General features: G+C 59.0%; 29 protein-coding genes. 16 read left to right on the forward strand and 13 right to left on the reverse strand.

The features are described 5' to 3' along the window. Position 1: 1 nt before the first annotated feature. Positions 2–760: a GntR family transcriptional regulator gene (locus BUB72_RS07445; RefSeq protein WP_073142356.1), complete on the reverse strand. Its 759-nt coding sequence runs from the start codon at positions 758–760 to the stop codon at positions 2–4. Further along, complete coding sequence (locus tag BUB72_RS07450) at positions 760–1,653, reverse strand: glucosamine kinase nucleotide-binding domain-containing protein (protein ID WP_073142358.1); 894 nt, start codon at positions 1,651–1,653, stop codon at positions 760–762. The genes BUB72_RS07445 and BUB72_RS07450 overlap by 1 nt, the downstream gene beginning before the upstream one ends. A gap of 152 nt (positions 1,654–1,805) precedes the next feature. On the opposite strand from BUB72_RS07450, the gene BUB72_RS07455 reads away from it, so the two are divergent. The 6 genes from BUB72_RS07455 (at position 1,806) to BUB72_RS07480 (ending at position 7,861) form a co-directional block, all read left to right on the forward strand. After that, positions 1,806–2,699, forward strand: a complete 894-nt coding sequence (locus tag BUB72_RS07455) for an N-acetylmuramic acid 6-phosphate etherase (RefSeq protein ID WP_073142361.1) — start codon at positions 1,806–1,808, stop codon at positions 2,697–2,699. A gap of 22 nt (positions 2,700–2,721) precedes the next feature. Further along, positions 2,722–3,975, forward strand: coding sequence for an ABC transporter substrate-binding protein (locus BUB72_RS07460; RefSeq protein WP_073142363.1), 1,254 nt, complete (start codon positions 2,722–2,724; stop codon positions 3,973–3,975). A gap of 80 nt (positions 3,976–4,055) precedes the next feature. Further along, complete coding sequence (locus BUB72_RS07465; RefSeq protein ID WP_073142365.1) at positions 4,056–4,982, forward strand: carbohydrate ABC transporter permease; 927 nt, start codon at positions 4,056–4,058, stop codon at positions 4,980–4,982. 10 nt (positions 4,983–4,992) lie between these two features. Further along, complete coding sequence (locus BUB72_RS07470) at positions 4,993–5,832, forward strand: carbohydrate ABC transporter permease (protein WP_073142368.1); 840 nt, start codon at positions 4,993–4,995, stop codon at positions 5,830–5,832. Beyond that, entirely contained in the window at positions 5,829–6,854 is a 1,026-nt protein-coding gene (locus BUB72_RS07475) for a Gfo/Idh/MocA family protein (protein ID WP_073142370.1), read from the forward strand. Before BUB72_RS07470 ends, BUB72_RS07475 begins: the two co-directional genes overlap by 4 nt. Beyond that, entirely contained in the window at positions 6,851–7,861 is a 1,011-nt protein-coding gene (locus tag BUB72_RS07480; RefSeq protein ID WP_073142373.1) for an ABC transporter ATP-binding protein, read from the forward strand. The genes BUB72_RS07475 and BUB72_RS07480 overlap by 4 nt, the downstream gene beginning before the upstream one ends. A 116-nt stretch (positions 7,862–7,977) precedes the next feature. Here the strand turns inward: BUB72_RS07480 and BUB72_RS07485 are convergent, their stop codons facing one another. Both BUB72_RS07485 and BUB72_RS07490 read right to left on the reverse strand, forming a co-directional pair. Further along, the gene (locus BUB72_RS07485) at positions 7,978–8,838 is read right to left on the reverse strand and encodes a DUF481 domain-containing protein (RefSeq protein WP_073142375.1); all 861 of its coding nucleotides are present in this window, start codon (positions 8,836–8,838) and stop codon (positions 7,978–7,980) included. 154 nt (positions 8,839–8,992) lie between these two features. Continuing rightward, positions 8,993–9,916: a LysR family transcriptional regulator gene (locus tag BUB72_RS07490; RefSeq protein ID WP_073142377.1), complete on the reverse strand. Its 924-nt coding sequence runs from the start codon at positions 9,914–9,916 to the stop codon at positions 8,993–8,995. A gap of 223 nt (positions 9,917–10,139) precedes the next feature. On the opposite strand from BUB72_RS07490, the gene BUB72_RS07495 reads away from it, so the two are divergent. The 9 genes from BUB72_RS07495 (at position 10,140) to BUB72_RS07535 (ending at position 19,781) form a co-directional block, all read left to right on the forward strand. After that, the gene (locus BUB72_RS07495; RefSeq protein WP_139250631.1) at positions 10,140–10,601 is read left to right on the forward strand and encodes a DUF2946 family protein; all 462 of its coding nucleotides are present in this window, start codon (positions 10,140–10,142) and stop codon (positions 10,599–10,601) included. Further along, positions 10,598–12,802 (forward strand): NosR/NirI family protein, encoded by a 2,205-nt coding sequence (locus BUB72_RS07500; RefSeq protein WP_073142382.1) that lies wholly within the window; start codon positions 10,598–10,600, stop codon positions 12,800–12,802. The genes BUB72_RS07495 and BUB72_RS07500 overlap by 4 nt, the downstream gene beginning before the upstream one ends. A 13-nt stretch (positions 12,803–12,815) precedes the next feature. Next, positions 12,816–14,753: a TAT-dependent nitrous-oxide reductase gene (gene nosZ, locus BUB72_RS07505; RefSeq protein ID WP_073142384.1), complete on the forward strand. Its 1,938-nt coding sequence runs from the start codon at positions 12,816–12,818 to the stop codon at positions 14,751–14,753. A gap of 3 nt (positions 14,754–14,756) precedes the next feature. Continuing rightward, a complete protein-coding gene (locus tag BUB72_RS07510; protein ID WP_073142386.1) occupies positions 14,757–16,088 on the forward strand; it encodes a nitrous oxide reductase family maturation protein NosD in 1,332 nt (443 codons plus the stop codon). Beyond that, positions 16,054–16,944 carry an ABC transporter ATP-binding protein gene (locus BUB72_RS07515; protein WP_073142389.1) on the forward strand — a complete coding sequence of 297 codons (891 nt, stop codon included), beginning with the start codon at positions 16,054–16,056 and terminating at the stop codon, positions 16,942–16,944. Before BUB72_RS07510 ends, BUB72_RS07515 begins: the two co-directional genes overlap by 35 nt. After that, positions 16,941–17,765 carry an ABC transporter permease gene (locus BUB72_RS07520; RefSeq protein ID WP_073142391.1) on the forward strand — a complete coding sequence of 275 codons (825 nt, stop codon included), beginning with the start codon at positions 16,941–16,943 and terminating at the stop codon, positions 17,763–17,765. The genes BUB72_RS07515 and BUB72_RS07520 overlap by 4 nt, the downstream gene beginning before the upstream one ends. Next, positions 17,762–18,322 (forward strand): nitrous oxide reductase accessory protein NosL, encoded by a 561-nt coding sequence (locus tag BUB72_RS07525; protein WP_073142394.1) that lies wholly within the window; start codon positions 17,762–17,764, stop codon positions 18,320–18,322. Before BUB72_RS07520 ends, BUB72_RS07525 begins: the two co-directional genes overlap by 4 nt. Before the next feature lie 4 nt (positions 18,323–18,326). Next, complete coding sequence (locus BUB72_RS07530) at positions 18,327–19,235, forward strand: FAD:protein FMN transferase (RefSeq protein ID WP_073142397.1); 909 nt, start codon at positions 18,327–18,329, stop codon at positions 19,233–19,235. Between the two features lie 180 nt (positions 19,236–19,415). Further along, positions 19,416–19,781, forward strand: coding sequence for a hypothetical protein (locus BUB72_RS07535; RefSeq protein ID WP_073142399.1), 366 nt, complete (start codon positions 19,416–19,418; stop codon positions 19,779–19,781). Here BUB72_RS07535 and BUB72_RS07540 read toward each other — a convergent pair. The 3 genes from BUB72_RS07540 to rplS all read right to left on the reverse strand — a co-directional run bounded on the left by BUB72_RS07540 (position 19,778) and on the right by rplS (position 21,656). Next, on the reverse strand, positions 19,778–20,590 hold the full coding sequence (locus BUB72_RS07540) for a division plane positioning ATPase MipZ (RefSeq protein WP_073142402.1): 813 nt from the start codon (positions 20,588–20,590) through the stop codon (positions 19,778–19,780). The two genes, BUB72_RS07535 and BUB72_RS07540, sit on opposite strands and share 4 nt — an antisense overlap. A 458-nt stretch (positions 20,591–21,048) precedes the next feature. Further along, entirely contained in the window at positions 21,049–21,270 is a 222-nt protein-coding gene (gene rpmE, locus BUB72_RS07545) for a 50S ribosomal protein L31 (protein ID WP_073142404.1), read from the reverse strand. Positions 21,271–21,281: 11 nt separating this feature from the next. After that, entirely contained in the window at positions 21,282–21,656 is a 375-nt protein-coding gene (rplS, locus tag BUB72_RS07550) for a 50S ribosomal protein L19 (RefSeq protein ID WP_073142406.1), read from the reverse strand. Between the two features lie 366 nt (positions 21,657–22,022). Here rplS and BUB72_RS07560 point away from each other — a divergent pair, with 366 nt between their 5' ends. After that, complete coding sequence (locus BUB72_RS07560; RefSeq protein ID WP_073142410.1) at positions 22,023–23,051, forward strand: NADP-dependent oxidoreductase; 1,029 nt, start codon at positions 22,023–22,025, stop codon at positions 23,049–23,051. Here the strand turns inward: BUB72_RS07560 and trmD are convergent. Genes trmD through rpsP form a run of 6 tightly spaced genes read right to left on the reverse strand, consistent with a single transcriptional unit; the run spans position 23,048 to position 25,987 of the window. Continuing rightward, complete coding sequence (gene trmD, locus BUB72_RS07565) at positions 23,048–23,851, reverse strand: tRNA (guanosine(37)-N1)-methyltransferase TrmD (RefSeq protein WP_073142414.1); 804 nt, start codon at positions 23,849–23,851, stop codon at positions 23,048–23,050. The two genes, BUB72_RS07560 and trmD, sit on opposite strands and share 4 nt — an antisense overlap. Before the next feature lies 1 nt (position 23,852). Continuing rightward, positions 23,853–24,359, reverse strand: coding sequence for a ribosome maturation factor RimM (rimM, locus tag BUB72_RS07570; RefSeq protein WP_073142418.1), 507 nt, complete (start codon positions 24,357–24,359; stop codon positions 23,853–23,855). Next, the gene (locus BUB72_RS18780; protein ID WP_175549131.1) at positions 24,356–24,502 is read right to left on the reverse strand and encodes a hypothetical protein; all 147 of its coding nucleotides are present in this window, start codon (positions 24,500–24,502) and stop codon (positions 24,356–24,358) included. The genes rimM and BUB72_RS18780 overlap by 4 nt, the downstream gene beginning before the upstream one ends. Next, entirely contained in the window at positions 24,499–24,921 is a 423-nt protein-coding gene (locus BUB72_RS07575; RefSeq protein WP_073142420.1) for an EVE domain-containing protein, read from the reverse strand. The genes BUB72_RS18780 and BUB72_RS07575 overlap by 4 nt, the downstream gene beginning before the upstream one ends. After that, entirely contained in the window at positions 24,918–25,547 is a 630-nt protein-coding gene (gene bluB, locus BUB72_RS07580) for a 5,6-dimethylbenzimidazole synthase (RefSeq protein WP_073142423.1), read from the reverse strand. The genes BUB72_RS07575 and bluB overlap by 4 nt, the downstream gene beginning before the upstream one ends. 14 nt (positions 25,548–25,561) lie before the next feature. Beyond that, entirely contained in the window at positions 25,562–25,987 is a 426-nt protein-coding gene (gene rpsP / locus BUB72_RS07585; protein WP_073142425.1) for a 30S ribosomal protein S16, read from the reverse strand. Positions 25,988–26,012: the final 25 nt, after the last annotated feature.

The following is a 26,012-nucleotide window of genomic DNA, read 5'->3' on the forward strand; positions in this document are numbered from 1 at the left end:
CCTATTCCTTGGCAAGGCGAAGCTCGGCTACGAAGTTGTAGGCGTCCCCGCGATATATGGATTGAGTGAACTCGACCGTCCGCCCGTCTGCTAGATATGAGGTCCGCTCGATCCGCAGGCCAGCCTTGCCCGGGGCGACATCCAGCAGCGCTGCGTTGTCCTCTTCAAGGTTGATTGCAGAGATCTTTTGCAAGGCCCGAACCGGTCTGAAGCCGATCTGCTCCAAGACTTCGTAGAGTGATGTTTCAACCAGCAGCGGGTTGGGCAGTATCTCGGAGGACAGGGACGCGCGCTCGATGGCCATTGGCTTTCCATCCGCAGTTCTAAGGCGGGCAATCCGTGAGACCGACGCGTCAGGTGACAGGGCAAGCGCAAGCACTTCGTCCGGCGATGGCATGTAGACTCCGCGTTCCAACCAAATGCTTGTCGACACCATGCCGCGGCGCGACATGTCTTCGCTGAACGAGGTCAAGCGCGACAGGGACTGCTCGATCTGTGGCGCATGAGACGCGACGAACGATCCCGACCCTTGCTTTTGAATGACGATGCCATCCTTCGCCAAAGCTTGTATCGCCTTGCGAACGGTGACGCGGGACAGCTCGGTAATCGCGGCAATTTCGCGTTCCGGTGGTAGCGGGCTTCCTGCTTTCAAAAGACCCTGATCAACACCCTCCGAGAGTCGTTGACGCAGTTGGACATATCTTGGTCCACCATCTGAAAGCAGCCACTTATCTGGCGCGAGGAATGCGGCGATCGTCATCAATTGCTCTCCGGCTGTTGTGTTGCATTGGAGCTTGCAAGCTGGAATGCCCCGTCAAGCGCGGAGCCTTTCGGTTGAATGCGACCGGACAGGAAATCTTCGGGAAGATAGCCCGCGTAATGAGGTCCGATGCCGCCGGTGAGGCAAAGCGTATCTCCGGTTCGGAAGCCCAATCTCGCGAGGCAGCGCATCAAATGGTTCGCTCCCTTTTTCATGATGGCTTGCCCCCACGGGTCCGCAGCCTGTGCGCCAGCGATGATCTCAGGTGCGAGCGTAGCGAAGTCGCCCGGCTTGGCCGTCACGCTGAACGACACCAGCGCGTTGGGGTCGCCGCCGAATTTCTCAAACAGCTTGCGGGTCAGGGGGGTATGATCGGCAAGCTCGTCATGGCAGAGCATGACCTGCTCCAGACCGGCGCGACCAAGCCATGCACCCGACCCCTGATCGGCGACGTAAAAGCCCCAGCCCCCCAGAAACGTAAACACGCCAGCCTGACTGGCCGCCGCGAACGCGCCGGTGCCGAGGGACAGCAAGTAGCCGTCATGCCTGCCCAATGCGCCTGTGACTGCGGTCGGGCGGTCATCGGTCACGGTTATGGTCTTGTAGGGCAGGGCGGAGGCGATGCGGGCGCTGTCATCAGCCCCCAATATTCCGGCAATTCCGATATGAGCCGTAGCATGCGACAGCGCGCTCGTCGGGATGCCGGCAAGTCTTGCAGCATCTTCGACGGTGGACGCAATGTTCTTCACGGCAAGTGCGGCATCCGAGGCCGCGTTGGCCCGACCACCTTCGGATCGCGAGAGCACCCCGTCGGATAACGTGCCAATGGCAACGCGGCAGCCCGTGCCGCCCCCATCTACGCCGATAATTACTGTGCTGCCAGATTTGATCATGCAATACCTTTATAATACCTATTTTGCAAAAGATAGACCAAATTCGCTATTATTGCTGATATTGGCTTTGAGATTACGGCAAAAATGCAGCAGATAAGAAAATGGTAGACAAAAGGTATTTAAAAGGTATTAGTTTGTGCAGGGAGGATTCCATGCTGTCGCAAACTACAGAAAGGCTTTCAGGTGCCGTGACGATTGATGCGGTGTCTGCGGCCCATGCCATGTCTGCGTTCCTCGATGGTCAACAGGCTGCGATTGCGGCTGTAAGGCTTGCGGCAGGCGATATCGACCAAGGTGCCGAGGTTATGGCCTCAGCGGTCCGATCTGGGCGCGCCTTGGTGTATGCGGCTGCGGGAAGCTCTGGTTTGATGGCTTTGGCAGATGCGTGCGAGCTGTCGGGAACCTTTGGGATTTCGCCTGAGAGCGTCCGAATTTACATGGCAGGCGGGGTTCCCGCCGATGGCTACATGCCGGGCGACACCGAAGATGACGTCGACGCGGCGCAAGCTGTGGGTCGTGGCGTTAAGCAGGGGGATGTCCTGATCGTTCTCAGTGCAAGTGGAACGACGCCTTACGCTCTGGCTGTTGCAGAATGTGCCAAGGCCAACGGCGGTACTATTATCGCTCTCGCAAATAATCCGAGAACACCGCTTTTGGACATTGCTGATGTCCCGATTTGTCTTGAGACGCCGCCGGAGGTGATCGCAGGATCGACCCGGCTGGGCGCTGGGACGGCGCAGAAAGCTGCGTTAAACTTGATGTCCTCGATGATGGGGGTGAAACTGGGCCATGTTTACCAAGGTATGATGGTCAACGTTGTCGCTGATAACGCCAAGCTGATCGCGCGCGCAACGGGGATCGTGTCGCGTGTCGCGGATGTGTCCATGCCAGAGGCAGAGACAGCGTTACAAAAGTCAAAGGGCAATCCGAAGCTGGCAATACTTGTCGCGAAAGGTGTCACCGTCGAAGCCGCTGGAGATATTCTCGACGCGCATGGCGGACATTTGGGACCCTGCCTTCAATCGCTTAAACCAAAACAAACTTGAAAACCAAACTAGGGAGAAGACTATGAAAAAGACAACGTTAATAGGCGCCATGCTGGCCACGACCATGCTGGCGGGCACTGCCTCGGCCGAGGATGTGACGCTGACAATCGAGAGCTGGCGCAATGATGATTTGGCCATCTGGCAGGATAAGATCATCCCTGCTTTCGAGGCGGAGCATCCAGGGATCAAGCTGAAATTCACGCCCTCGGCTCCTGCTGAATACAACGCGGTGCTGAACTCCAAACTGGACGCAGGCTCTGCTGGTGACATCATCACGTGCCGCCCCTTCGATGCCTCGCAGGCGTTGTTCGAAGCGGGTCATCTGGCTGACATCACCGACCTTGAGGGGATGGCGAATTTCTCGGCTGTATCCAAGTCGGGCTGGAGCACGGATGACGCATCCGTCCAGTACTGCGTCCCGATGGCCAGCGTGATCCATGGCTTCATCTATAACAAAGATGCGTTCGCCGAAGTGGGCGTGGAGGTTCCAAAGACCGAGGCCGAGTTCTTTGCCGTTTTGGACAAGATCAAGGAAGACGGCAATTACACCCCGATGGCGATGGGCACAAATGATCAGTGGGAAGCTGCCACCATGGGTTATAACAACATCGGTCCAAACTACTGGAAAGGTGAGGAGGGCCGCTTGGCGCTGATCGCCGGTGACCAGAAGCTGACGGATGAGCCATGGGTAGCCCCCTATCGCCAACTCGCCAAATGGGCCCCTTATCTGGGTGACGGTTACGAGGCGCAGACCTATCCCGACAGCCAGAACATTTTCACCTTGGGCCGCGCTGCGATCTATCCCGCAGGATCTTGGGAAGTCTCAGGCTTCAACGGGCTGGCTGACTTTGAGATGGGCGCTTTCTACCCGCCTGTGCAGAATGCTGGCGACACCTGCTACATCTCGGATCACACCGATATCGGCATTGGCATGAACGCTGCAACGCCTAATGCGGAAGCCGCGAAAACCTTCCTGAACTGGGTCGGTTCGTCCGAATTCGCCACCATCTTTGCGAATGCGCTGCCGGGCTTCTTCCCGCTGTCGTCCGCTCCGGTCACGCTGGAAGACCCGCTTGCGCAAGAGTTCATCTCTTGGCGGGGCGAGTGTGAAAGCTCGATCCGGTCGACCTACCAGATCCTGTCGCGTGGCACGCCGAACCTTGAGAATGAAACATGGAACGCTTCCGTTGCAGTGATCAAAGGTGAGGAAAGCCCGGAAGATGCGGGCAAGCGTCTGCAAGAAGGTCTGGCAAGCTGGTACGACCCCCAGAAGTAAGTCCTTCTCCCTTAAACCAAGTGTCGTCCCTGATTGGGGCGGCACCTTCTCTTTCCCTTGACCCGCGGTAGGATTTTCTGATGCCCGACACGCAGACCAAACCAAAGTTCAGATGGCATATCGTCGTGTTTCTGGCACCCGCAGTGCTCGTCTACACCGCGGTGATGATCTACCCGCTTTTCAACACCTTGCGGCTGTCACTGTTCACCGAGATTGATCAGGAGCGCGTTTTTGTTGGCTTGCAAAACTTCCGCACCTTGTTCGGGGATACGGTCTGGTCAACGCAGTTCTGGAACGCCTTGGGCAACAATTTCTGGTTCTTTGTCGTCCATATGCTGGTTCAAAACCCGATTGGCGTCGCCCTTGCCGCGATCCTGAGCCATCCAAAACTGCGCTTTGCCAGCTTTTATCGGTCCGCAATTTTCATCCCCACGATTTTAAGCTTTGTTATCGTTGGTTTCGCGTGGAAACTGATCCTGTCGCCCATCTGGGGTATCGCCCCCGGTATGCTGGACGCGGTCGGCCTGAAATCCCTTTACGCGCCGTGGTTGGGCAAGGAAGCCTACGCCCTGACCGCGTTGTCGCTGGTATCGGTCTGGCAGTTTGTCGGCATTCCCATGATGCTGATCTATGCCGCGCTCTTGTCGATCCCCGACGAAATTCTCGAGGCCGCCGAGGTCGAGGGCATCACCGGTTTCGCGTCATTCTGGAAGATCAAGCTGCCGCTTATTCTGCCGTCCATCGGTATTATCTCGATCCTGACATTCGTGGCAAATTTCAACGCGTTCGACCTGATCTACGCCGCGCAAGGGGCGTTGGCGGGGCCGGATTTCTCGACCGATATTCTGGGGACGTTCATGTACCGCACGTTCTTCGGTTTCCAGCTGCAGCTAGGCGATCCGCATATGGGCTCCACCATCGCGTCGGCCATGTTCGCAATCATCCTCGTCGGTGTGTGTTTGTACCTGTTCGGTATCCAGTCGCGCATGCGCCGCTACCAGTTCTGAGGAGGGCCACATGAACGCTGCACGTCAAAACCGCTTCAACACAGTCGCCGCGCATGGTGCGCTGATCCTCTACACGCTGATTGCGCTGTTTCCGGTCTTTGTGATCGTGATCAACAGTTTCAAAACCCGCAAGGCGATCTTTCGTGAACCTCTGGCATTACCGAACGCCGACAGCTTCTCGTTGATCGGCTACGAGACGGTGCTCAAGCAGGGGGACTTTTTCCTCTATTTCCAAAACTCGATGATCGTCACCGTGGGGTCCCTGTTCCTCATCTTGTTGTTCGGAGCGATGGCAGCCTTTGCGCTGGCCGAATACCGCTTCAAAGGCAACTTGGTCATGGGGTTGTATCTGGCCCTCGGGATCATGATCCCCATCCGCATCGGCACCGTCGCGATACTGGAGATGATGGTGCAGACCGGTCTGGTCAACACGCTTTGGGCGCTGATCCTCGTCTACACGGCGCAAGGCTTGCCACTGGCGGTGTTTATCCTCAGCGAGTTCATGCGGCAAGTCAGCGATGATCTGAAAAACGCAGGCCGTATTGATGGCTTGTCCGAATACCGCATCTTTTTCCGCCTTGTGCTGCCGCTGGTGCGTCCGGCCATGGCGACAGTTGCAGTGTTCAACATGATCCCGATCTGGAATGACCTGTGGTTCCCGTTGATCCTTGCCCCTGCCGAGGAAGTGAAAACCCTGACCCTTGGCAGCCAGGTGTTCATCGGGCAGTTCGTGACCGACTGGAACGCGGTGCTGTCTGCCTTGTCGCTGGCGATCCTGCCGGTGATGGCGCTTTATGTCATCTTCTCACGCCAGCTGATCCGCGGCATCACCTCGGGGGCAGTCAAATGAGGGTTGTTGTAGCAGGTCTTGGCAATATGGGTCGCAGCCACGCGCTGGCCTATCATGCCCATCCAAACGCCGAAATTGTCGGGTTGGTGAACCGTTCCGAAGTCGCCTTGCCCGCCGAGCTTCAGGGATATCCCCTTTTCAAATCCTTCGACGAAGGATTGGCGCTGAAACCTGATCTGGTTTGCATTGCCACATATTCCGAAAGCCACGCCGATTACGCGATTGCCGCGATGGAGGCGGGGGCCGATGTCTTCATCGAAAAGCCGCTGGCGACCAAGGTCGCGGATGCGGTGCGTGTGGTCGAGACGGCCAAGCGGCTGAACCGTAAACTTGTCGTGGGCTATATCCTGCGCCACCACCCCAGTTGGCAGCGGCTGATTGCCGAGGCACGTGACTTGGGCGGGCCATATGTGTTTCGCATGAACCTCAATCAGCAATCCGATGGTCCCACATGGGAGACGCATAAGGCGTTGATGCGCACCACAAGCCCGATTGTCGATTGCGGTGTGCACTACGTCGATGTGATGTGCCAGATCACCGATGCCAAACCTGTGCGTGTCAGCGGAATGGGCCTGCGCCTGTCGGACGAGATTGCACCGGAGATGTATAATTACGGCCAATTGCAGGTGTGGTTCGCCGACGGCTCGATCGGATGGTACGAAGCCGGCTGGGGCCCGATGATGTCAGAAACCGCGTTTTTCGTGAAGGATGTGGTGTCTCCCAATGGGGCGGTGTCGATCTCCGACGGCAACAAGGGCGCGTCGGATGATGTGGACGGCCACACAAAAGTCGGTGGAATACTCGTTCACCGTGCCGACGGAGACAAACTGATCGAAATGCCCGACGAGCCGGGCCATCAGGACCTTTGCAATACTGAACAAGCATTCATGATCGACGCCATTTTGAATGACGTCGATCTGACCCGGCACTTGTCGGATGCCGTGCAATCTTTGGGTATTTGTCTCGCCGCGGATGAAAGCATCCGTACTGGCCGCCCTGTTGATCTAGGAGTTATCCAATGACCGCCCTGAACCTCACCAATGTCTGCAAGTCCTTCGGGTCTGTAGAAGTCCTCAAAGACATCAACCTGACCGTGGAGGAGGGTGAGTTTGTGGTGTTCGTCGGCCCCTCGGGCTGCGGTAAATCCACGTTGCTTCGGGTGATCGCGGGGCTGGAGGATGCCACCAAAGGCACGGTGAACATTGGCGGCACTGTGGTGAACAGTATCCCGCCCGCCAAGCGCGGCATTGCGATGGTGTTCCAATCCTACGCGCTTTATCCGCATCTGAGTGTCCGGGACAACATGGCGCTTTGTCTCAAGCAGGAAAAGCAGCCCAAATTGGTAATCGAGGAGCGCGTGAACAAGGCGGTTCGGATGCTTGATCTTGGTGCATATATTGACCGCCGCCCGTCCGATCTGTCCGGTGGGCAACGCCAGCGCGTGGCCATCGGGCGTGCGATTGTGCGCGAGCCGAAGCTGTTCTTGTTCGACGAGCCGCTGTCCAATCTTGATGCGGCGCTCCGGATGAACACGCGCATCGAGATTGCGGAATTGCACCGCACGCTTAGTGCGTCGATGATTTACGTCACCCATGACCAGACCGAGGCGATGACACTTGCCGACAAGATCGTCGTTCTGCGGGACGGTCGGGTGGAGCAGGTCGGATCGCCGATGGAGCTTTACAACAATCCGGCCAACCAGTTTGTTGCTGGTTTCCTTGGGTCGCCCGCGATGAATTTCTTGACCAAAGCACCGCTGTCCATCCCGAAAAACGGGGCGCTGGGCATCCGCCCGGAACATCTGCGCGCCACCAAAGGCGGACGGATCAAAGGCACTGTGACCCATGTGGAGCGCTTGGGCGGCGACACCAACCTGTTGGTCTCGACCGCACAGCAGGAGGCCCTGACCGTGCGCATCTTCGGTCAGGATGGAACCCGTGTCGGTGAAGAAATCGAACTGGATTTCGACGACCACGCCGCCTTCGCGTTCGACCACGAAAAGCAGCGGGTTTTTGCGGGTCACGGGTAGGTAATAGAGATACACCCAAGGCCTGAACGCGAAAGGGGCGGATTGCTCCGCCCCTTGTCCGTAGTGATCAGACCTCTCGAGGGAAATCGGTCTGCCTGACCACGCCGGATTGCTTATTAGAAACCAAGCACAAGGGACAAGCCCAAAGTGTTGTCAGTTGATTTGCGACCGATAGCAGGGGCGCTGTTGTAGTCGGTCCGGTAAGATACGCGGGTCGACAGATTGTTAGAAACTTTGAAGTTCACACCCAAGTCGTTTGACACAACCGTGTTGGCCGAAGAGGACAGAACGTCGGTGTCATTGGTCAGCGACATGGTGTCGGTCAGTTTCATGAAGTAACGCGAGGATGCGATGATTGCTTCTTCGGTATTCGACACGTTCGCGAAGTCTTTCGTGTGACGTACACCAATACCAGCTTGAACGCGCCAAGCTTGCTCGGGTGTGTTGATCACACGGTAGCCTGGACCAAAGCCCAAGAACGCATCAGACGAGTTACCAGCAACGGGCGCGCCGCCAGGGACGGTCGGAGCCGAGAAGCCGTCATATTCGTAACGGCCGATACCGAAGAGGTAGAACTTCTCGTTGAAGTAGCGTTGGGCTTCGTAGGTCGCGAAGAATTTTTCTTCGTTCTTTTGGTTGTTGGCTTCGCCGTATTCGATTGCGAAACCGGCGGAGTGGTTCCAGTCACCGATGCCGTAAGACAGACGGCCTGCGCCGGACAATTCACCGGTGTCGGTGTTGCCGGAGGTGCCGGATGCGGTCAGTGCGATCGAGCCGCGAAAGCCTTGCGCAACGCCGGTCGGGCCAAAACGCTCGTCGTCATCGCCACGTGTTAGGTCTTCGTTCACATCGTCGGTGATGTCGTCAATACGGTCGTCCAGCGCCTTTGTGCCAACCAGACGATCTTGTGCCATCGACGGAGTCGCGGCCAGAAGCGCGACTACGGAAGCGGTCGCCAGTTTAGAAATAAGTTTCATGGGTCATTCCTTTCCCAACAAGGTGCCCGTCTTCCGACACAATTGCCGGAGATCGGGAGCATCTCTGCTAGGAACGGGTTTAGAAATGTATTTCACATAAGTTAAATTCGAAATAATCACGTATAAAACGATTATTGCTCATCTAAATTTAAGATCAACCTCCAAGTATAGGTATTTGCTTGGATATGCTGATTTCACTCAGCTTCGTGATCACCTCACCCTGCGCTCGGGTGGCCTTTTCAACGGTCTCTTGAAGTGTCTTTCGCGCAACATCGGCGACTTCTGCATCAAGATCATCCCGCCAGACCACATAAGCCGGATAGGGGAAACGAGGCGCATTCGGAATGAGATGTAACTGGCCCGCGTCGATATATTGCGTGATATAGCGTGCCGGTAGGTAGCCCGCATACTGGCGCTTAACGATAAATTCAGCGGCCATCGCGCCAAGGGACAAGGTAAGCCCCGAGTTGATCAGATGCGGTAGTTCAATGGCATGAGCCTGCGTGAACTCCGCGCCCCAATCTATGAAAACATATCGACCGTCAATCTGGTCCAGCGACGGATTTTCCCACGAAGCGACCAAAACCAATTCTTCATCGCTGACTTTGGACACGGACAGTCCCGAACGTAGTTGTGGGTTATACATTAGCCCTGCCTGCACAACGCCTTCGATCAGAAACCGCGTCAAACGATCTGGCATACCCAACTCGGTGCGAATGCTCAGCGATGGCATCTCGGCGCGCAGGGCATCTATCCAGCGAAACCCCAAGCGCGGCCACAGCGAGTATTGCGCACCAATGGTCAGGCTCTTGGTAAAGCCTTCAGGGATGGCGATCTGTTGGCGCGCCTCTTCCCAAAGCTTTATCAAACCGAGTGCGTAGCGTTCAAATTCGGTTCCCGCCGGTGTTAAAACGGCACCTGCTTTCGAGCGGTTGAACAGCGGGCGACCAAGACTGTCCTCCAACCTTTGAATGCGCAGGCTGACAGCTGACTGGGTTACAAAAAGTCGCTCAGACGCGGCAACGAAAGATCCGGTGGCTGCGACCTCCAGAAAGGTTTTGACGAGTGTAATATCCATTAGGGAAGCATAAGAATAACTGGGCTAACCCTCAATTGATATTCGTGATGCTTTCCTGATCACCAGTGCTGTGCGTGTCGCCTTTCGAATTCTGCACTTCATCCAGCATGGCGATGAACTGCGCGCGATAAATCCGGACCTGCCCCACGAAAACCACGACTGATTAGAGGTTCTTTGCGCTAGGACAAAGTTCCTCGTATGCGCCGTTGCTACACGCGGCTCTATGAAGACTGCATTACCCCTTTTGCTCAGGTTGTTGCTAACCGTGTGTCTTGCCGTGTACGGCCCGATAGCGATGGCTGCGACGAATACTGGGGGGGCGTCATTCAGCATGGAAATCTGTGCGGATGGCGTTGCTCGGACGGTGCGCGTCGATGCTGATGGAGTTCCAGTTGAACCTCACCAAGAGTGTCAAGACTGCCTGATCTGCTGCGAGACAACGGGAGCCCACCCGAATGTCGTGACAGAGGCCGGTCTGAACATCTTGACGTTGGATGTGCTGGAGCGTACGCCCTATCAAACCCCAAGTTTTCTAAAGCGAACCATTCGCCCGATGCCGCGTGCCCCTCCGGTCATGCACTTTTCAGTTCTGTCCCAGCTGAACCTGATCAATCCTGATCAGTCTTTGATGGGCCATCACAAAAGCAGCGACGGGCGATCTTTCTTCAAGGACGCCACCGCATGACGACTTTCCGGCTCTTTCTAAAAACTATGATTCTTGTTGCGACGATGCTCGGTTTCGGGCTTCCCGCCGCAGCAGACTCGTTGCTGGCCAAGCTGTTGCCTGACGTTGAAGTCGGGGAGCTGGTCGAAGGGGCCGACGCCTTTGGCGCCACCCATCCGGATACGCCCGCAATCCAGGTCCTCAAGGGGGGCGAGCGCGTCGGTTGGGCATTTGTAACCTCCGACTATGTGTCGACCACCGGTTATTCCGGCAAACCCATTCATACCATGGTTGCCGTAGATGATGCCGCGCAGGTTATCGGCGTACAGTTGGTCAAGCATTCCGAGCCGATCGTGCTGATCGGGATACCGGACGCGAAGGTCAAGGCGCTGGTGGCCAATTATCGCGGCCTTGATCTGGTGGCCGAAGCAGAATCCGGTGGCTCCTCACACAAGCTCGACATCATTTCCGGCGCGACCGTGACCATCATGGTGATCGACGACTCGATCATCCGCGCCGGTTTGAAGGTCGCACGCCAGCTTGGACTGGGCGGGTTGGCAGTCGAGGAGGTGGGGTCAGGACCTCAATTCGAGATCAACCCCGATGCAGAGGCCGCCAGCGACTGGATGACGCTGGAAGGCGATGGCACCTTGCGCCGCCTGTCGCTGGATGTCGGGCAGATTAATGCCGCCTTCGCCGCGATGGAAGACGAACGCGCCGCCGAGCGCGCGTTGACAGAAGCTCCGGAAACAACCTTCATCGAGATGCAGGCAGCGCTGGTGTCGCACCCTGCCATCGGGCGCGCCATTCTAGGCGAGGCCGTGAACGCGAATATTCAGGACTGGTTGGAGGAGGGCGACCACGCCGTCGCCATCGTCGGGCGCGGGCTCTATTCCTTCAAAGGGTCGGGGTATGTGCGCGGCGGCATCTTCGACCGGATTGTGCTAATTCAGGACGACGTGTCGGTGCGGTTCCGCGACCGGATGCACAAACGCATCAACACAATCGAAGCGGATGGCGCGCCTGTTTTCAACGAGGCGGATCTTTTCAAAATCCCCGCTGACAGCGGTTTTGATCCGACAAAACCTTTCCGTATCCAGCTTTTGGTGCATCGTGACGTAGGCGCGATCGAAAAGGTGTTTACGACTTTTGATTTGGGCTATCAGCTGCCGGAACAGTACATTCGCGCCATTGCACCACCTCCTGCTGCGGCAGTGCCGGCCAGCGTGGCAGAAGTGACCTCGCAAACCGAGGCCGACGCCCATCAGGCGCTTTGGAAGCGCATCTGGGCGGGCAAGCAGATCGAGATCGTGGTGCTTGGCATCATGCTAACGATCCTGACGGGCGTGTTCTTCTTCCAAGGCTTGGTCACCCGCAACGAACGCGGCTTCTACTGGTTCCGCATGGGGTTCCTGACCGTCACGTTGGTCTATCTGGGCTGGTACGCCAACGCGCAACTGTCCGTGGTCAACCTGATGGCATTGTTTGGCTCGCTCGTCTCGGGCTTTAGCTGGCAAGCCTTCCTGTTGGACCCGCTGACCTTCATCTTGTGGTTCGCCGTAGCCGCTGCCCTGCTGTTCTGGGGCCGTGGGGCCTATTGCGGCTGGCTCTGCCCGTTTGGCGCGTTGCAGGAGTTGCTGAACCAGATCGCCCGCAAGCTGCGCATCCCGCAATGGACGCTGCCATGGGGTCTGCATGAACGCCTATGGCCGCTGAAATACATGATCTTCCTTGGCCTGTTCGGCGTGTCGCTGACCAGCATCGAGCAAGCCGAGCGTCTGGCCGAGGTCGAGCCGTTCAAAACCGCGATCATCCTGAACTTCGTGCGCGCATGGCCGTTTGTGGCTTATGTCGCAGCGCTGCTGATCGCGGGCCTGTTCGTGGAGCGGTTCTTCTGCCGCTACCTATGTCCGCTGGGCGCGGCGCTGGCCATTCCAGCGCGGCTGCGGATGTTCGACTGGCTGAAACGCTACCATGAATGCGGCAATCCTTGTCAGACCTGTGCCAACCAGTGTCCGGTGCAATCGATCCATCCGACGGGAGAAATCAACCCGAACGAATGCATCAACTGCCTGCACTGCCAGGTGCTCTACCAATCCAAAACCACCTGTCCCGTCGTCATCAAAAAGGTGAAACGCCGTGAGAAAGTTGGCGCAGCGCCAGACTTGTCGCGCGCCAATCTGGGACACCCGAACCAAACCAAATCACAAGTAACCAACTGAGAAAGGATCAGTTATGTCTGAGGATAAGAAACTGCCAATTACCCGTCGTGGCCTGCTAGGCGCCACGGCCGGAGGCGCAGCGCTCGCAGGGGCATTCGGCGGTCGTGCTATGTTGGCCGGCGGCGCTGTTACGGCAGCCACGATGGCCACAGCCACCAGCGCACGCGCCGCAGCCGGTGCGGAAGTCGGCCCGGGCCAGCTTGACGAATATTACGGGTTCTGGTCCTCGGGCCAGTGCGGCGAGATGCGTATTCTGGGCGTGCCCTCGATGCGCGAACTGATGCGGATTCCGGTGTTCAACACCTGCTCGGCGACGGGCTGGGGCATCACCAATGAATCCAAAAAGATTCTGACCGAAGGTTTGTTGCCCAAGACCAAGGAATATCTGGCGGCTAACGGCCACGAGTTCCCGCCAAACGGTGACTTGCACCACCCGCACATGTCCTTCACCGAAGGCACATATGACGGCCGCTTCCTGTTCATGAACGACAAGGCCAACACCCGCGTAGCCCGCGTGCGCTGTGACGTGATGAAGTGCGACAAGATCATCGAGATCCCGAACGCGAAGGCTATCCACGGCCTTCGTCCGCAAAAATGGCCACGCACGAACTACGTCTTCTGTAACGGTGAAGACGAAGTACCGATGGTCAATGACGGCTCGGTTCTGGATGAGCCAGAGAAGTACGTAAACTTCTACACCGCCGTGAATGCCGACGAAATGACCGTGGCTTGGCAGGTGATGGTGACCGGTAACCTCGACAACACCGATTGCGACTATGAAGGCAAATACGCGTTCTCGACATCCTATAACTCGGAAATGGGCATGACCCTGCCCGAGATGACAGAGGCCGACATGGACCATGTCGTTGTCTTCAACATCAAAGAGATCGAAAAAGGCATCGAAGCCGGTGACTTTATCGAGCTGAACGGCGTGAAGGTGCTCGACGGACGTAAGGGGCAAGACAGCAAATACACTGCCTACATCCCGGTCCCGAACAACCCGCATGGCTGTAACATGGCCCCTGACAAGATCCACCTGTGCATCGCGGGCAAACTGTCGCCCACTGTGTCGGTGATCGACGTGCGCAAACTGGACGCTGTCTTCAACGACGGTGCTGATCCGCGCAGCGTTGTCGTGGCTGAACCTGAGCTGGGTCTTGGCCCGCTACACACCTGCTTTGATGGCAAGGGCGGCGCATACACCACCTTGTTCCTTGATAGCCAGGTTGTGAAATGGAACATCGAAGATGCGATCAAGCTGTATAACGGCGAAGACGTTGATCCGATCCGCACCAAGAAAGACGTGCACTACCAGCCCGGCCACAACTCGACCGTAATGGGTGAGACACTTGAAGCGACGGATAAATACTATCTGACGATGAACAAGTTCTCGAAAGACCGGTTCTTGAATGTTGGCCCATTGAAACCAGAGAACGAGCAACTCTTTGCCATTGATGGCGACGAGATGACCTTGATCCATGACGGCCCGACCTTTGCCGAGCCTCACGACTCGATCATCGTTGACCCAAGCAAAGTGAACCCCAAATCTGTCTGGGATCGGAATGATCCGATGTGGGCCGATGCGCGCGCACAAGCCGAGGCAGATGGCGTTGATCTTGACGACTATCAGGACACCATTATCCGTGATGGCAACAAGGTGCGCGTCTACATGTCGAGCCAAGCGCCGAACTTCTCGCTGGAGTCGTTTACCGTGCAACAAGGCAACGAGGTGACGGTCTATGTCACCAACCTTGATGACATCGACGATCTGACCCACGGCTTCACCATGGGCAATCACGGTGTCGCAATGGAAATCGGGGCGCAAGCAACCTCCTCGGTCACCTTTGTGGCAGCCCAGCCCGGTGTTTTCTGGTACTATTGCCAGTGGTTCTGCCACGCTCTCCACATGGAGATGCGCGGCCGGATGTTCGTCGAACCAAAGGCAACCTAAGCCATGATGCGGTCCCTGCTCCTTGTTTTGTCACTGCTGGTCGCGCTGCCCCTCTGGGCGGCCCAGATCAGCGTGCCTGCGGGGCAGGGGACGCTTGCAAAAGCCATCGCCGGGGCAAATCCCGGCGATGTGCTGATCCTTGGGGCGGGTGTTTACGCCGGCCCCGTCACCATCGACCGCCCGCTGACCATCACCGGCACCCATGACGCGATCATCGACGGCACGGGGCAGGGCACCGTGGTGACCATCGACGCGCCGGATGTGTCTGTGACCGGCGTGACTGTCACAGGCTCGGGGCTGGACAGCCAGAACCTTGACGCGGGCATCAAGATTTTGAAGAAGGCCGACCGCGCGCTGGTGGAAAACAACCGCGTGCTGGGCAATCTGCACGGCGTCGACGTGCATGGCGGCCATGACGCGCAGGTGCGCGGCAACGTGATCGAAGGTACTCAGCAGTTCCGCATGAACGACCGCGGCAACGGCATTTATGTGTGGAACTCTCCCGGCACGCTGGTCGAGGGTAACACCGTCCGCTGGGGCCGCGACGGGATATTCTCCAACACCTCGCGCAAGGGGATATACCGCAACAACCTGTTCCGCGACCTGCGTTTTGCGGTGCATTACATGTATACCAACGATTCCGAGGTGTCGGGCAACGTGTCCATCGGCAACCATCTGGGTTATGCGATCATGTTCTCCAACAAGGTCGTTTTGAAGAATAACCTCAGCCTGTCGGACATCAGCCACGGGGTCATGCTGAACTACGCCAACAACGCCGACGTGTCGGGCAATCTGGTGCGCGGCGGGGCGGATCGCTGCACGTTTATCTACAACGCGCACAAGAACCTGATCTATGACAACCGCTTCGAGGGCTGCAATATCGGCATCCACTTCACCGCCGGCTCGGAGCGCAACGTGCTGACCGGCAATGCCTTCATCAGCAACCGCACGCAGGTGAAATACGTGGGCACCCGTGACATTGAATGGAGCTTCGAGGGGCGTGGCAATTACTGGTCCGACCACCCCGGTTTTGACCTTGGCGGCGACGGCATTGCCGACAGCCCGTTCCGCCCCAATGATCTGATGGACCATATCCTGTGGTCGCAACCCGCCGCCTCGCTGCTGACCGGTGCGCCTGCCGTGCAACTGATCCGCTGGGCGCAATCGAGCTTCCCCGCCACGCTGCCCGGCGGCGTGGTCGATAGCGCACCGCTGATGGCGGCCCCGACCATAACCGTTTCACCCGAATACACCGCGATGGAGGCCGACGCGGCCGCGCGGCGGAAAGAAAGTGACCTAGATGACTTCGACGTTAACGATCTCGCATCTCACTAAGGCGTTTGGCGGGGTGAAAGCCCTGTCCGACGTGTCGCTGGCCGTGGAGCCGGGCGAGCGCGTGGCGCTGCTGGGCCATAACGGCGCGGGCAAGTCCACGCTGATGAAGGTGATCCTTGGCCTGATCGCACCCGATGGTGGCGAGATCAGCGTTTGCGGCGCGGCACCGGGCAAGGCTCGCAGCCAAGTGGCCTACCTGCCGGAAAACGCCGCGTTCCATTCCGCCCTGACGGGGCTGGAGCAGATCACCTATTACATGCGCTTGCGCGGCGAGGCTGTGTCGGGCGCGATGGAGCTTTTGGACCGCGTCGGGCTGGGCCACGCCGCCAAGCGGCGCATCTGCACCTATTCCAAAGGGATGCGGCAGCGCGTCGGGCTGGCGCAGGCGCTGATCGGGCATCCACGTCTGCTGGTGCTGGACGAGCCGACCAGCGGTCTGGACCCCGTATCCCGCCGCGACTTCTACGAACTGCTCGACGGCTTGGCCGCCGATGGTGCGTCGATCCTGCTGTCGAGCCACGCCCTGACCGAGGTGGAGGCCCGCACCGACCGCCTGCTGATCCTGTCGGGCGGACGCATGGTCGCCGAAGGCTCCCTGCCGGAGTTGCGACGCGAGGCGGCGTTGCCCGTGTCGATGCAGATCACTGCACTGAACGGTTATGACACGGACATCATGGCGGCCCTGCCGGACGCCATCCGCCTCAATGGCGGGCTGCATCTGAACTGCACCCAGGAAGACAAGCTGGCGACGCTGGCCCGTATCTCCGCGATGCAGGAAAAGGTCACGGATCTGGAGGTCATTCCGCCGTCGCTTGAAGACATCTACAGCCATTTCAGCCGGAGGGACGGCCAATGATTGCCCGTATCTTTGCCACCGCCGTCACCGAGGCGCATATCGCCCGGCGCAACCGCTGGGTGCTGATCGCCGTGGCGCTGATGGTGGTGTTCTCGCTTGTTTTGTCCGCCGCAGGCTCCGCGCCCACGGGTGCGCTTGGCGCGGACCGGTTGTCCGTGGTCGTCGCCTCGCTGACCTCGCTATCGGTCTATCTGGTGCCGCTGGTGGCGCTGCTCATGTCGTTTGACGCCGTCGCGGGCGAGGTGGAACGCGGAACGTTGCCCTTGCTGCTGACCTACCCCGTCGCCCGCTGGGAAGTGCTGGCAGGCAAGCTGCTGGCGCACACAGCGATCCTGATCGTGGCCATCCTCGCGGGCTATGGCGTTGCGGCGGCGATCACCATTGCGGCCGATCCGGCGGCGGTGGCAGGTCTGGGCGCTTTGTGGCGGCTGACATGGACCTCCGTGCTGCTGGGGGCGACCTTCATCGGCATTGGCTACGCGCTGTCCTCGCTGGCGCGGCGTGTGTCCGGCGCTGCCGGTCTGGCAATCGGGCTGTGGCTGGGTTTGGTCGTGCTCTATGACCTGGGCCTGTTGGCCGCCGTGGTGGCAGACGATGGCGGATTTTTCACCACGGACGTGTTCCCCGCAGCGCTGCTCGCCAACCCAGCAGACGCGTTCCGGCTGTTCAACCTGACCGCATCGCAGGCCACCGCCGCAGCGTCGGGTGTGGGCGGAGCGGCGGCGACGATCCCTCTGTGGCAATCGCTGCTGTCGATCCTGATCTGGCCGCTGGTCTCGCTGGCACTGGCGGCACTGGCGTTCCGGAAGGTGGAGCCATGAGATACCTGCTCGTCGCCCTGATGCTGCTGGCCGCCTGCAAGGAAGAGGTCGTGCAGGATACCACCGCTTTGCCCCTGACCGAGGAGGCCGTGGGCCATTATTGCCAGATGAACCTGCTGGAACATGAAGGCCCCAAAGCGCAGGCGCATCTGGGCGGGCTTCCCGGTGCGCCGCTGTTCTTCTCTCAGGTGCGCGATGTGGTGGCCTATACGCGGATGCCGGAGCAGAGCCACGACATTCTGGCCGTCTGGGTCAACGACATGAGCGCCACTGGCGCCACTTGGGACGCGCCCGGCGCAAGCAACTGGATCACCGCCGAGGATGCGTTCTATGTCGTGGGTGGTCGTGCCTTGGGTGGCATGGGCGCGCCGGAATTGGTTCCGTTTTCCAAACGCGACGACGCCGTGAAGTTTGCCGCCGTCAATGGCGGCGACGTGATGCAGCTGTCGCAGATACCCGACAGCGCCGTGCTTGCCCCCGTTGCCTTGGATGGCGACACAACTGACGATGATTTTGACAACCGCCTGCGCGCCCTGTCGCGCAACTCGGAAGGATGACCCCATGACCAGCCGCCGCCGTTTCCTGACCATCACCGCCGCCGCAATGGCCTGCGCCGGTCGCAGCACCGCGCAGCCGGTCTACACATGGCAAGGGGTTGCCCTTGGCGCCCGTGCCACGCTGCGCCTTGCCCATCCGGACGCCAAGGCGATCAGCGCCCGCGTCGCGTCCGAGATATCGCGGCTCGAGGACATCTTCAGCCTCTACCGCCCTGACAGCGCGCTGTCGGAACTGAACCGCAATGCCGCACTGCTAAATCCACCCTTCGAGTTGCTGGAATGCCTGTCTCTGGCTGCCGCGGTCCATAGGGCGAGCGGTGGCAGCTTTGATCCGACCATCCAGCCGCTTTGGGCCGCTTATGCGGAGGCATCTGCGCGTGGCGCGCTGCCGGCTGCCGAAGCTCTGAGCAAGGCACAAGCGCTTACGGGTTGGACGGGTGTCACGCTCGACCCCGCGGCCATAACCCTGCGCCCCGACATGGCGCTGACGCTTAATGGCATCGCGCAGGGCTACATCGCGGATCGTGTGGCCGATTTGCTGGAAGCTGAGGGGCTGACCAACATCCTGATCGACACCGGAGAATTCCGTGCTGTTGGTGGCCACCCAGATGGCGGTGCATGGCCCGTCAAACTGGCGGCGGGGGGCGAGGTGCCGTTGACGGCGCGGGCGCTTGCTACCTCTGCGCCGCTGGGTACCACCTTTGATAAAGAAGCGCAGGTGAGCCACATTCTTGACCCGCGCACAGGCCTGCCGGCGCGTGTGACTTGGCGTGAAATCACCGTTTCGGCACAGTCTGCGGCTCTCGCGGACGCGCTTTCAACGGCAGCATGTCTGATCGAGGACCGCGCCAGCATAGACGCGTGCCTTGCGCAGTTCCGGGGTGTGAAACTCGAGGCGATTTCAGCCGCCTAGCGCGCGGCTTTGGTGGCGGGGACCTGCTCGGGCAGCAAATGCTTGCGCGGCTGCCCGCATATTGCCCCATTTATGATTGATATTCACGTCAGCTTAACCCGAGTCGTGGATCGTATCTGTCATGCGAATATCTGAACCCCTGACCATTTTAGCGCCCGAAACACACTTCGGAGGCCGCTCATGACCGTCTTCACCGAAATTTTCAAACGCGTGCAGTTGTTCTTCGTTGCCTTCACCTTGGCGGCAAGTTCGATGATGTTTGTGGGAATGGCGTCAGGCAAGCTTGATCGCGGTGTGGTCTATATGGGACTTGCAGAAAAATTCGCGACCTTTTTTGCGTCCAACCCCACGATGATGAAGATGATTGCCAGCGGAAGCCAGATGTCAGCCCTTGATGCGCAGTCCAGAAGTATCAGACCTGCGCACGCTGCACCGTCGGGCCCTGTGATCGAGGCACCTCAGATTACAGGCACGAGCTTGCAAGCGCTCAAACAGCGGCAGCGGCAACGCATAATTCCAAGCGGCGATGTGTATACTGGCGGCTAGAAATTGACGTCGACGCCGGGAAGGCGCAACGATTTCATCAATTCACGCACTTCCTGACGGGCGGCAATGTTGGAGATGTTGAGGTTTTTCACCCCGATATCGCCCAAGTCCAGCAACGTCAGCCCGCGCGGGAACAACTCACGGAAAATCACCCTTTCCGAGAAGCCGGGGGCCACGCGGAAGCCGATGCGTTTTGCCAATGCCTCGACCGCGTCGGTGATCTTCTTCTTGTTGTGCATGCGCTGGGTACCCACGCGGTTGCGCACCACGATCCAGTCGATCGGGGACAGTCCCGCCTGCGCGCGCAGCTGACGGGCCTGCCAGACCATTTCGGCATAAACCGACGGGCCGATTATCTTCTGCGTTTCCGGCTCGATGCGGGCAAGCAGATCGAAGTCGATAAAGCTGTCGTTCAGGGGCGTCACCAAGGTGTCTGCCAACGAGTGTGCGACCTGACTTAACCGCGTGTGGGAGCCGGGGCAATCAATGACGATAAAGTCGAAGCGACCCTCCATCCCTGCAACGGCTTCGGTCAAACGGCGGTCGTAGATGTTTTCGCCGGGGTTGAGCGTCGCGGGGTCAACCTCTGGCAACTCGACAATTTCAGGGCGCGGCAGGTCGAGTCCGTTCTTTTTCGAGTAGCCCGCGCGATTCTCGCAGTATCGCGAAAAGCTGCGTTGACGCAGGTCCAGATCCAGCGCGCCCACGGTGAATCCCGCCCGCACGAGCGCGGTCGCAACATGCATGCAATTGGTGGATTTTCCCGATCCGCCCTTTTCGTTGCCAAAGACGATGATATGCGCGGCCATGTTCTGTCCCGTAGATTAGTGCGTGCCCCTTGTCGGGGTTTGAGGCGTTATAAGCACGGGGCGGGGCGAGGGGAAGCAAAACCGCCGCAAAGTTTGCAGGTTGCGAACGCATGGTTAAACGGACGTAAACGGCTAGGGCGTAAACCCTCGCATATCGACGTCGATCCCAAATGGTTCCGGGCCCCGCGTTGCTGGCTGTGGCAAGCTGGCAATGCTTACGGGGCATCCGAAAATCATGCATGAGACGGGGCTTTTGCCCTGATACGCCGGAAAAACCGGCGAGGATGCGGGGGTATTCCCCCGTCCGGCGCCTTTAGAGGGCGCGCGCGTTGCAAATATCCAGACAGAGCGTATCCCAAACCCGTGACAGGTCCGCCTGCCACGGTATTTGGCGTGTCCAATGAAAAAAGCCGCCCCCCGAAGGGTGCGGCTTTGATCTGCGTCGAAGGGTACGGCTTTTAGAAGCCCAGTCCTTCGTATTTGTTTTTGAACTTGGAAACACGACCACCAGTGTCCATCAGGCGCTGGTTGCCGCCGGTCCATGCGGGGTGCACGGAAGGGTCGATGTCCAAAGAAATCTGGTCGCCTTCAGCGCCCCAAGTGGATTTCATCTCAAGCACTGTGCCATCGGTCATTTTGACGTTGATGGTGTGGTATTCTGGGTGAGTATCTTTTTTCATGACAGTTCCCCTTACGCCTTGGGCGCTTTGTAGTTGGAATCCTCGGCGATACGAGCGGATTTACCGCGACGCGAACGCAGATAGTACAGCTTGGCGCGACGAACGCGGCCACGACGCACAACGGTGATGCTGTCGATGTTGGTGGAGTGCAGTGGGAACACACGTTCCACGCCCTCACCGAAGGAGATTTTGCGCACGCAGAACGAACCGGCAATACCTTTGCCGTTGTTGCGCGCGATGCAAACGCCTTCGTAATTCTGAACACGGCTACGTGTACCTTCGGTCACTTTGTAGCCAACGCGGATGGTGTCACCCGCTTTGAAGTCGGGGATATCATGCCCCAAAGCGGCGATTTGTTCCGCTTCTAGTTGTGCGATCAGGTTCATCTGAAACGCTCCTTTTCTGATCCCGGTTTACCCGGAGAATATGTCTCGCGGTCTAAGAGCTCTTGGTTTCCTTCCGGGTCCGCCCTCGTTTCCGAGAAAGCGCCCGCCAGAGATTAGATCGACGTTGCTTTGAGCGCCCAAGCTTTGCATCCACGATGTGCGCCGAAAAAAGCGCGTTGGATGGCCAATAAAACAAAGGCTCCGGTCAGTATTCTGATTCCAGATTGGCGGGGTATAGGAGGGTTCGCCGCGTAGATCAAGCGGCCATCACCCCAGACACGATTTTTAGCGCGTTTCGCAGCGGAACGGTTGAAGCGCGCACCTGCACGGCCCATCCTTGAAGGAACCATACCCAAGGAGCGTCCCATGACACAATCAGACACCAGCAACCGCCGCATCGTTCTGGCCGAGCGCCCTCAGGGCCTGCCGGACGACAACACTTTGCGTCTTGAGCAGACCGATATCCCCACCGCTGGCGCGGGCGAGATGCTACTGCGCACGGTATACCTGTCGCTTGATCCCTACATGCGCGGCCGGATGAGCGACGCCAAATCCTATGCCGAGCCGGTCAAGCTGGGCGAAGTCATGACGGGGCAGGTGGTCGCACAGGTCGTCACCTCCGACGTCAAGGGCTTTGCCGAAGGCGACTACGTGCTGTCCGGGAGCGGCTGGCAGGATTACGCGGTCTCTAATGGCGATCAGGTTTTGAACCTTGGCGCTGATCCGGCGAACCCGTCCTGGGCTTTGGGAATTATGGGTATGCCCGGTTACACGGCCTATGCGGGGTTGCTGAAAATCGGGGAACCCAAAGCTGGCGAGACCGTCGTGGTCGCCGCCGCCTCCGGCCCCGTGGGGGCGACAGTGGGCCAGATCGCCAAGCTCAAGGGCTGCCGCGTTGTCGGCATCGCTGGTGGGGCGGAGAAATGCGCGCATGTGGTCGACAATCTTGGGTTTGATGCGTGCATCGACCATAAGGCTGACGACTTCGCGGCCCAGCTGAAAGACGCGTGCCCTGACGGCATCGACGTCTATTTCGAGAATGTCGGCGGCAAAGTGCTCTACGGCGTACTGCCCCTGCTGAACCCGTTCGCGCGGATGCCGGTCTGCGGCATGGTGGCTTGGTACAACTTGCCGGGCTTGCCGGATGGCCCCGACATGGGGCCGGTCATCATGGGCACAATCCTGCGAATGAAGGTCAAGGTTCAGGGCTTCATCATCTTCGACAGCTTCGGGCCGGAGACTTACAAAGAGTTCGCCGCCGAGATGACCGGATGGCTGGCCGACGGCAAAGTGAAGTATAAAGAGCAGGTCGTTGACGGTCTCGAAAACGCGCCCGCCGCGTTGAACGACCTGCTCGAGGGCCGCAGCTTTGGCAAAATGGTGGTGAAGGTCTAGCCTTCACCCTCTTCGCGCTTGGCCCAAAGATCGGGCCGGCGCGCTTTGGTCAGCGCCTCTGACTGCTCGCGCCGCCAAGCATCGACTTTCCCGTGGTCGCCGGAGGTCAGGATGTCCGGCACACCCAAGCCGCGCCACTCGGCGGGGCGGGTGTATTGCGGGTGCTCCAGCGTTATACCGTCGGAGAAGCTTTCGTCTTCCGTTGAGTCTGAATTCCCCAGCACATTCGGCAACAAGCGCACGGTCGCGTCGATCATCGCCTGCGCTGCGATCTCGCCGCCTGTTAGCACGAAGTCACCCACGCTGACCTCTTCAATTTCGTAGTGATCCAGTACCCGCTGATCCACACCTTCAAACCGTCCGCACAGCATGGTGATGCCGTCTGCCTGCGCCCATTCAGCCGCTTTGGCTTGAGTGAACGGCTTGCCGCGCGGCGACAGGTAGACAACGGGCCATTTGGCGCGCTCGGTCGTGCCCCGCTTGGCGAAGTCCAGCGCCTTGCCGACGATATCGGCCCGCAGCACCATGCCAGCACCACCGCCGTAAGGCGTATCGTCTACATTGCGGTGCTTGCCTTCGCCGAAGATGCGCAGGTCGATCGCCTCCAACGTCCATTTGCCCTCTTGCAGCGCCTTGCCTGTCAGCGACGCGCCCAAGACGCCCGGAAAGGCGTCGGGAAACAGCGTTATGATCTTGGCTGCCCACGCGCCCTTCAGGCGTGTTGGTTCGGCCATCAAATCGCTTGGCGTGAGAGAGGCGGAAATGGTCTTGCGACCATGGGATCTGGGCGGGGTACTCATACTAGTCCAACAAGCCTTCCGGCGGGTCGATGATGATGCGCTTTGCGGCAAGATCGACCGTCGGCACCGCGTCAAGCGTGAAGGGCAGCAGAACGGAGCCTTTGAGGCTTGGACCGCGCAGCTCCAGAATGTCGCCTGCGCCGTGGTTCAGGACCGCTGCGACTTTGCCGATGACCTCGCCGCCGGTATCCAGCACGTCCAAGCCCATCAGATCGGCGTGGTAGTATTCGTCGTCGGGCAGGGAGGGCAACAGGTCGCGATCTGCCGAAAGTTTGACACCGCGCAGCGCGTCCGCCTCGTCCTTGAAGCGAATGCCTGACAGGCGGGCGGCAAAGCCGTTTTTGACCTGACGGGTGATCTTCAAGGTGTATTCCACGCCGTTGTCGCCCGTGAGTGGGGAGTACAACGCGATATCCTCGGGAGTGGCGCAGAAGCTTTTCAGCCGCACCTCGCCTTTGACGCCGAAGGATCCGGCAATTGCACCGACAACAATTTTATCTTTGCTCATTCTGACCGTGCTCCAATGCAAACCCCGTTGACCATGGCACCGCCCGCATGGGTGCAGCGGCCTTCCGACAGCCCGCGCTCTACCTTGAGCCCGCCATAGAAGGCCAGCCCCATAAACACCAGCGTGAACATACGTCGGATCATGTGTCGAGCCCCATGGCATTGGCGATCAGGCGGTAGTCGGCTTCAGGGATTGTAAATTTACCTTGGCGGAATGCCATCCCCCAATGGCTGGGGCGGGTGACAAAGGACAAGTCCTCCAACAACGGGCGCACGGGAACTTCGACCACGTCGTCAAATTCGGCATCCCGCACCCATGCTGGCATGCCGGTCATGTAATCCATCTGCCGCGGGGCGTCGCCGGTGATGGTGGCGTGGCCCACAAAAGCCTGCACAGGGTCTCCGTCAAATTCGGTTTTTGGCGCGTAGAAGATCACTTTGTCGCCCACATCCAAATTGCGCACGGCGGCTTCCTTGCCGTGGCTGAAGGCCACAAAGCCCTGCCGCTTGCCCGCCGCAACATGGGCCGCATGGACGACACCTATGACGTAACGCGGGCTCATATGCTTCGGATATCCAACGCGGCGGCACGGGCTTCCCAGCCTTCGCGCAGCAATTCGGGTGTTTCGTGGTCGGCTTCAGGGTAGCCGATGCAGAAATAGCCGATTAAGGCCCAGTCTTCTGGCACATCCAGATCGCGGCACAGCTGCGCAGGGTCAAGAACGGAGACCCATCCCAGTCCCAAGCCTTCGGCACGTGCGGCGAGCCAGAAAAGGGTGACTGCGGACACCACCGAATAGCGGCGCATCTCGGGCATGGAGCCTGCACCAAGGCCGTGGCCTTTGGTCGTAGCTTCGTCGCAAAAGACCGCAAGTTGCACCGGCGCTTGGTCCATCCCCGCCAGTTTCAGTTTTGCGTAATTGTCAGCTTGGTCACCGTCATAGCGGGCAAGGGCCTCGGCATTGGCGACCTCGAAATTGGCGCGGGCGGCGGCGCGGGCTTCGGCGCTCTCGACACGCACGATGCGCCAAGGTTCCGACAGGCCCACGGAGGGGGCATGCGAAAATGCGTCGAGGCACCGCATCAGCAGTGCCTCGTCCAGGGGTGTGGTGCGGAAGCGGCGCACATCGCGCCGCCACCGCATCAACTCATATAGCTCGTCCCGGAAGGCCGGTTCGAATTCACGCATTGCTCAAGCGCAGATTACTCTGCGGATGCTTCCGCAGCAGCTTCTTCAGCCGGTGCTTCTTCTGCAGGAGCCTCAGCCGGAGCAGCAGCAGCTTCAGCAGCGGCAGCAGCTTTTGCGGCTTTCTCTTCAACGCGGTCCTGAGCTTTCTTGCCCGGCTCGCCTTTTTTCAGGTTGGCGCGCTCTTTCTTCTCGATAACGCCAGCAGCTTCCAGGAAGCGGGACACACGGTCAGAAGGCTGCGCGCCTTGGTCGAGCCAGTACTGCACGCGTTCCATGTCGAGCTTTACACGCTCTTCGCTGTCTTTTGGCAGCAGCGGGTTGTATGTGCCCAATTTCTCGACGTAACGGCCGTCACGTGGCATGCGCGTGTCGGCTGCGACAACACGGTAGAAGGGGCGCTTTTTGGACCCACCACGGGCCAGACGGATTTTCATTGCCATTGTGTAGTTCTCCTTAAGATGGCTG

Source organism: Litoreibacter ascidiaceicola (assembly GCF_900129235.1).
GTDB classification, from domain to species: domain Bacteria; phylum Pseudomonadota; class Alphaproteobacteria; order Rhodobacterales; family Rhodobacteraceae; genus Litoreibacter; species Litoreibacter ascidiaceicola.

Bases quoted from the DNA above. Each gene is read 5' to 3' on its own strand.
- BUB72_RS07485 (WP_073142375.1), bottom strand. From the start codon at position 8,838: ATGAAACTTATTTCTAAACTGGCGACCGCTTCCGTAGTCGCGCTTCTG.
- BUB72_RS18780 (WP_175549131.1), bottom strand. From the start codon at position 24,502: ATGATCCGACGTATGTTCACGCTGGTGTTTATGGGGCTGGCCTTCTAT.
- BUB72_RS07515 (WP_073142389.1), top strand. From the start codon at position 16,054: ATGACTTCGACGTTAACGATCTCGCATCTCACTAAGGCGTTTGGCGGG.
- rimM (WP_073142418.1), bottom strand. From the start codon at position 24,359: ATGAGCAAAGATAAAATTGTTGTCGGTGCAATTGCCGGATCCTTCGGC.
- rpsP (WP_073142425.1), bottom strand. From the start codon at position 25,987: ATGGCAATGAAAATCCGTCTGGCCCGTGGTGGGTCCAAAAAGCGCCCC.
- BUB72_RS07460 (WP_073142363.1), top strand. From the start codon at position 2,722: ATGAAAAAGACAACGTTAATAGGCGCCATGCTGGCCACGACCATGCTG.
- BUB72_RS07500 (WP_073142382.1), top strand. From the start codon at position 10,598: ATGACGACTTTCCGGCTCTTTCTAAAAACTATGATTCTTGTTGCGACG.
- rplS (WP_073142406.1), bottom strand. From the start codon at position 21,656: ATGAACCTGATCGCACAACTAGAAGCGGAACAAATCGCCGCTTTGGGG.
- BUB72_RS07540 (WP_073142402.1), bottom strand. From the start codon at position 20,590: ATGGCCGCGCATATCATCGTCTTTGGCAACGAAAAGGGCGGATCGGGA.
- BUB72_RS07455 (WP_073142361.1), top strand. From the start codon at position 1,806: ATGCTGTCGCAAACTACAGAAAGGCTTTCAGGTGCCGTGACGATTGAT.
- BUB72_RS07520 (WP_073142391.1), top strand. From the start codon at position 16,941: ATGATTGCCCGTATCTTTGCCACCGCCGTCACCGAGGCGCATATCGCC.
- trmD (WP_073142414.1), bottom strand. From the start codon at position 23,851: ATGAGTACCCCGCCCAGATCCCATGGTCGCAAGACCATTTCCGCCTCT.
- BUB72_RS07495 (WP_139250631.1), top strand. From the start codon at position 10,140: ATGAAGACTGCATTACCCCTTTTGCTCAGGTTGTTGCTAACCGTGTGT.
- BUB72_RS07510 (WP_073142386.1), top strand. From the start codon at position 14,757: ATGATGCGGTCCCTGCTCCTTGTTTTGTCACTGCTGGTCGCGCTGCCC.
- BUB72_RS07465 (WP_073142365.1), top strand. From the start codon at position 4,056: ATGCCCGACACGCAGACCAAACCAAAGTTCAGATGGCATATCGTCGTG.
- BUB72_RS07470 (WP_073142368.1), top strand. From the start codon at position 4,993: ATGAACGCTGCACGTCAAAACCGCTTCAACACAGTCGCCGCGCATGGT.
- rpmE (WP_073142404.1), bottom strand. From the start codon at position 21,270: ATGAAAAAAGATACTCACCCAGAATACCACACCATCAACGTCAAAATG.
- bluB (WP_073142423.1), bottom strand. From the start codon at position 25,547: ATGCGTGAATTCGAACCGGCCTTCCGGGACGAGCTATATGAGTTGATG.
- BUB72_RS07450 (WP_073142358.1), bottom strand. From the start codon at position 1,653: ATGATCAAATCTGGCAGCACAGTAATTATCGGCGTAGATGGGGGCGGC.
- BUB72_RS07575 (WP_073142420.1), bottom strand. From the start codon at position 24,921: ATGAGCCCGCGTTACGTCATAGGTGTCGTCCATGCGGCCCATGTTGCG.
- BUB72_RS07490 (WP_073142377.1), bottom strand. From the start codon at position 9,916: ATGGATATTACACTCGTCAAAACCTTTCTGGAGGTCGCAGCCACCGGA.
- BUB72_RS07525 (WP_073142394.1), top strand. From the start codon at position 17,762: ATGAGATACCTGCTCGTCGCCCTGATGCTGCTGGCCGCCTGCAAGGAA.
- BUB72_RS07445 (WP_073142356.1), bottom strand. From the start codon at position 760: ATGACGATCGCCGCATTCCTCGCGCCAGATAAGTGGCTGCTTTCAGAT.
- BUB72_RS07475 (WP_073142370.1), top strand. From the start codon at position 5,829: ATGAGGGTTGTTGTAGCAGGTCTTGGCAATATGGGTCGCAGCCACGCG.
- BUB72_RS07530 (WP_073142397.1), top strand. From the start codon at position 18,327: ATGACCAGCCGCCGCCGTTTCCTGACCATCACCGCCGCCGCAATGGCC.
- BUB72_RS07560 (WP_073142410.1), top strand. From the start codon at position 22,023: ATGACACAATCAGACACCAGCAACCGCCGCATCGTTCTGGCCGAGCGC.
- BUB72_RS07535 (WP_073142399.1), top strand. From the start codon at position 19,416: ATGACCGTCTTCACCGAAATTTTCAAACGCGTGCAGTTGTTCTTCGTT.
- nosZ (WP_073142384.1), top strand. From the start codon at position 12,816: ATGTCTGAGGATAAGAAACTGCCAATTACCCGTCGTGGCCTGCTAGGC.
- BUB72_RS07480 (WP_073142373.1), top strand. From the start codon at position 6,851: ATGACCGCCCTGAACCTCACCAATGTCTGCAAGTCCTTCGGGTCTGTA.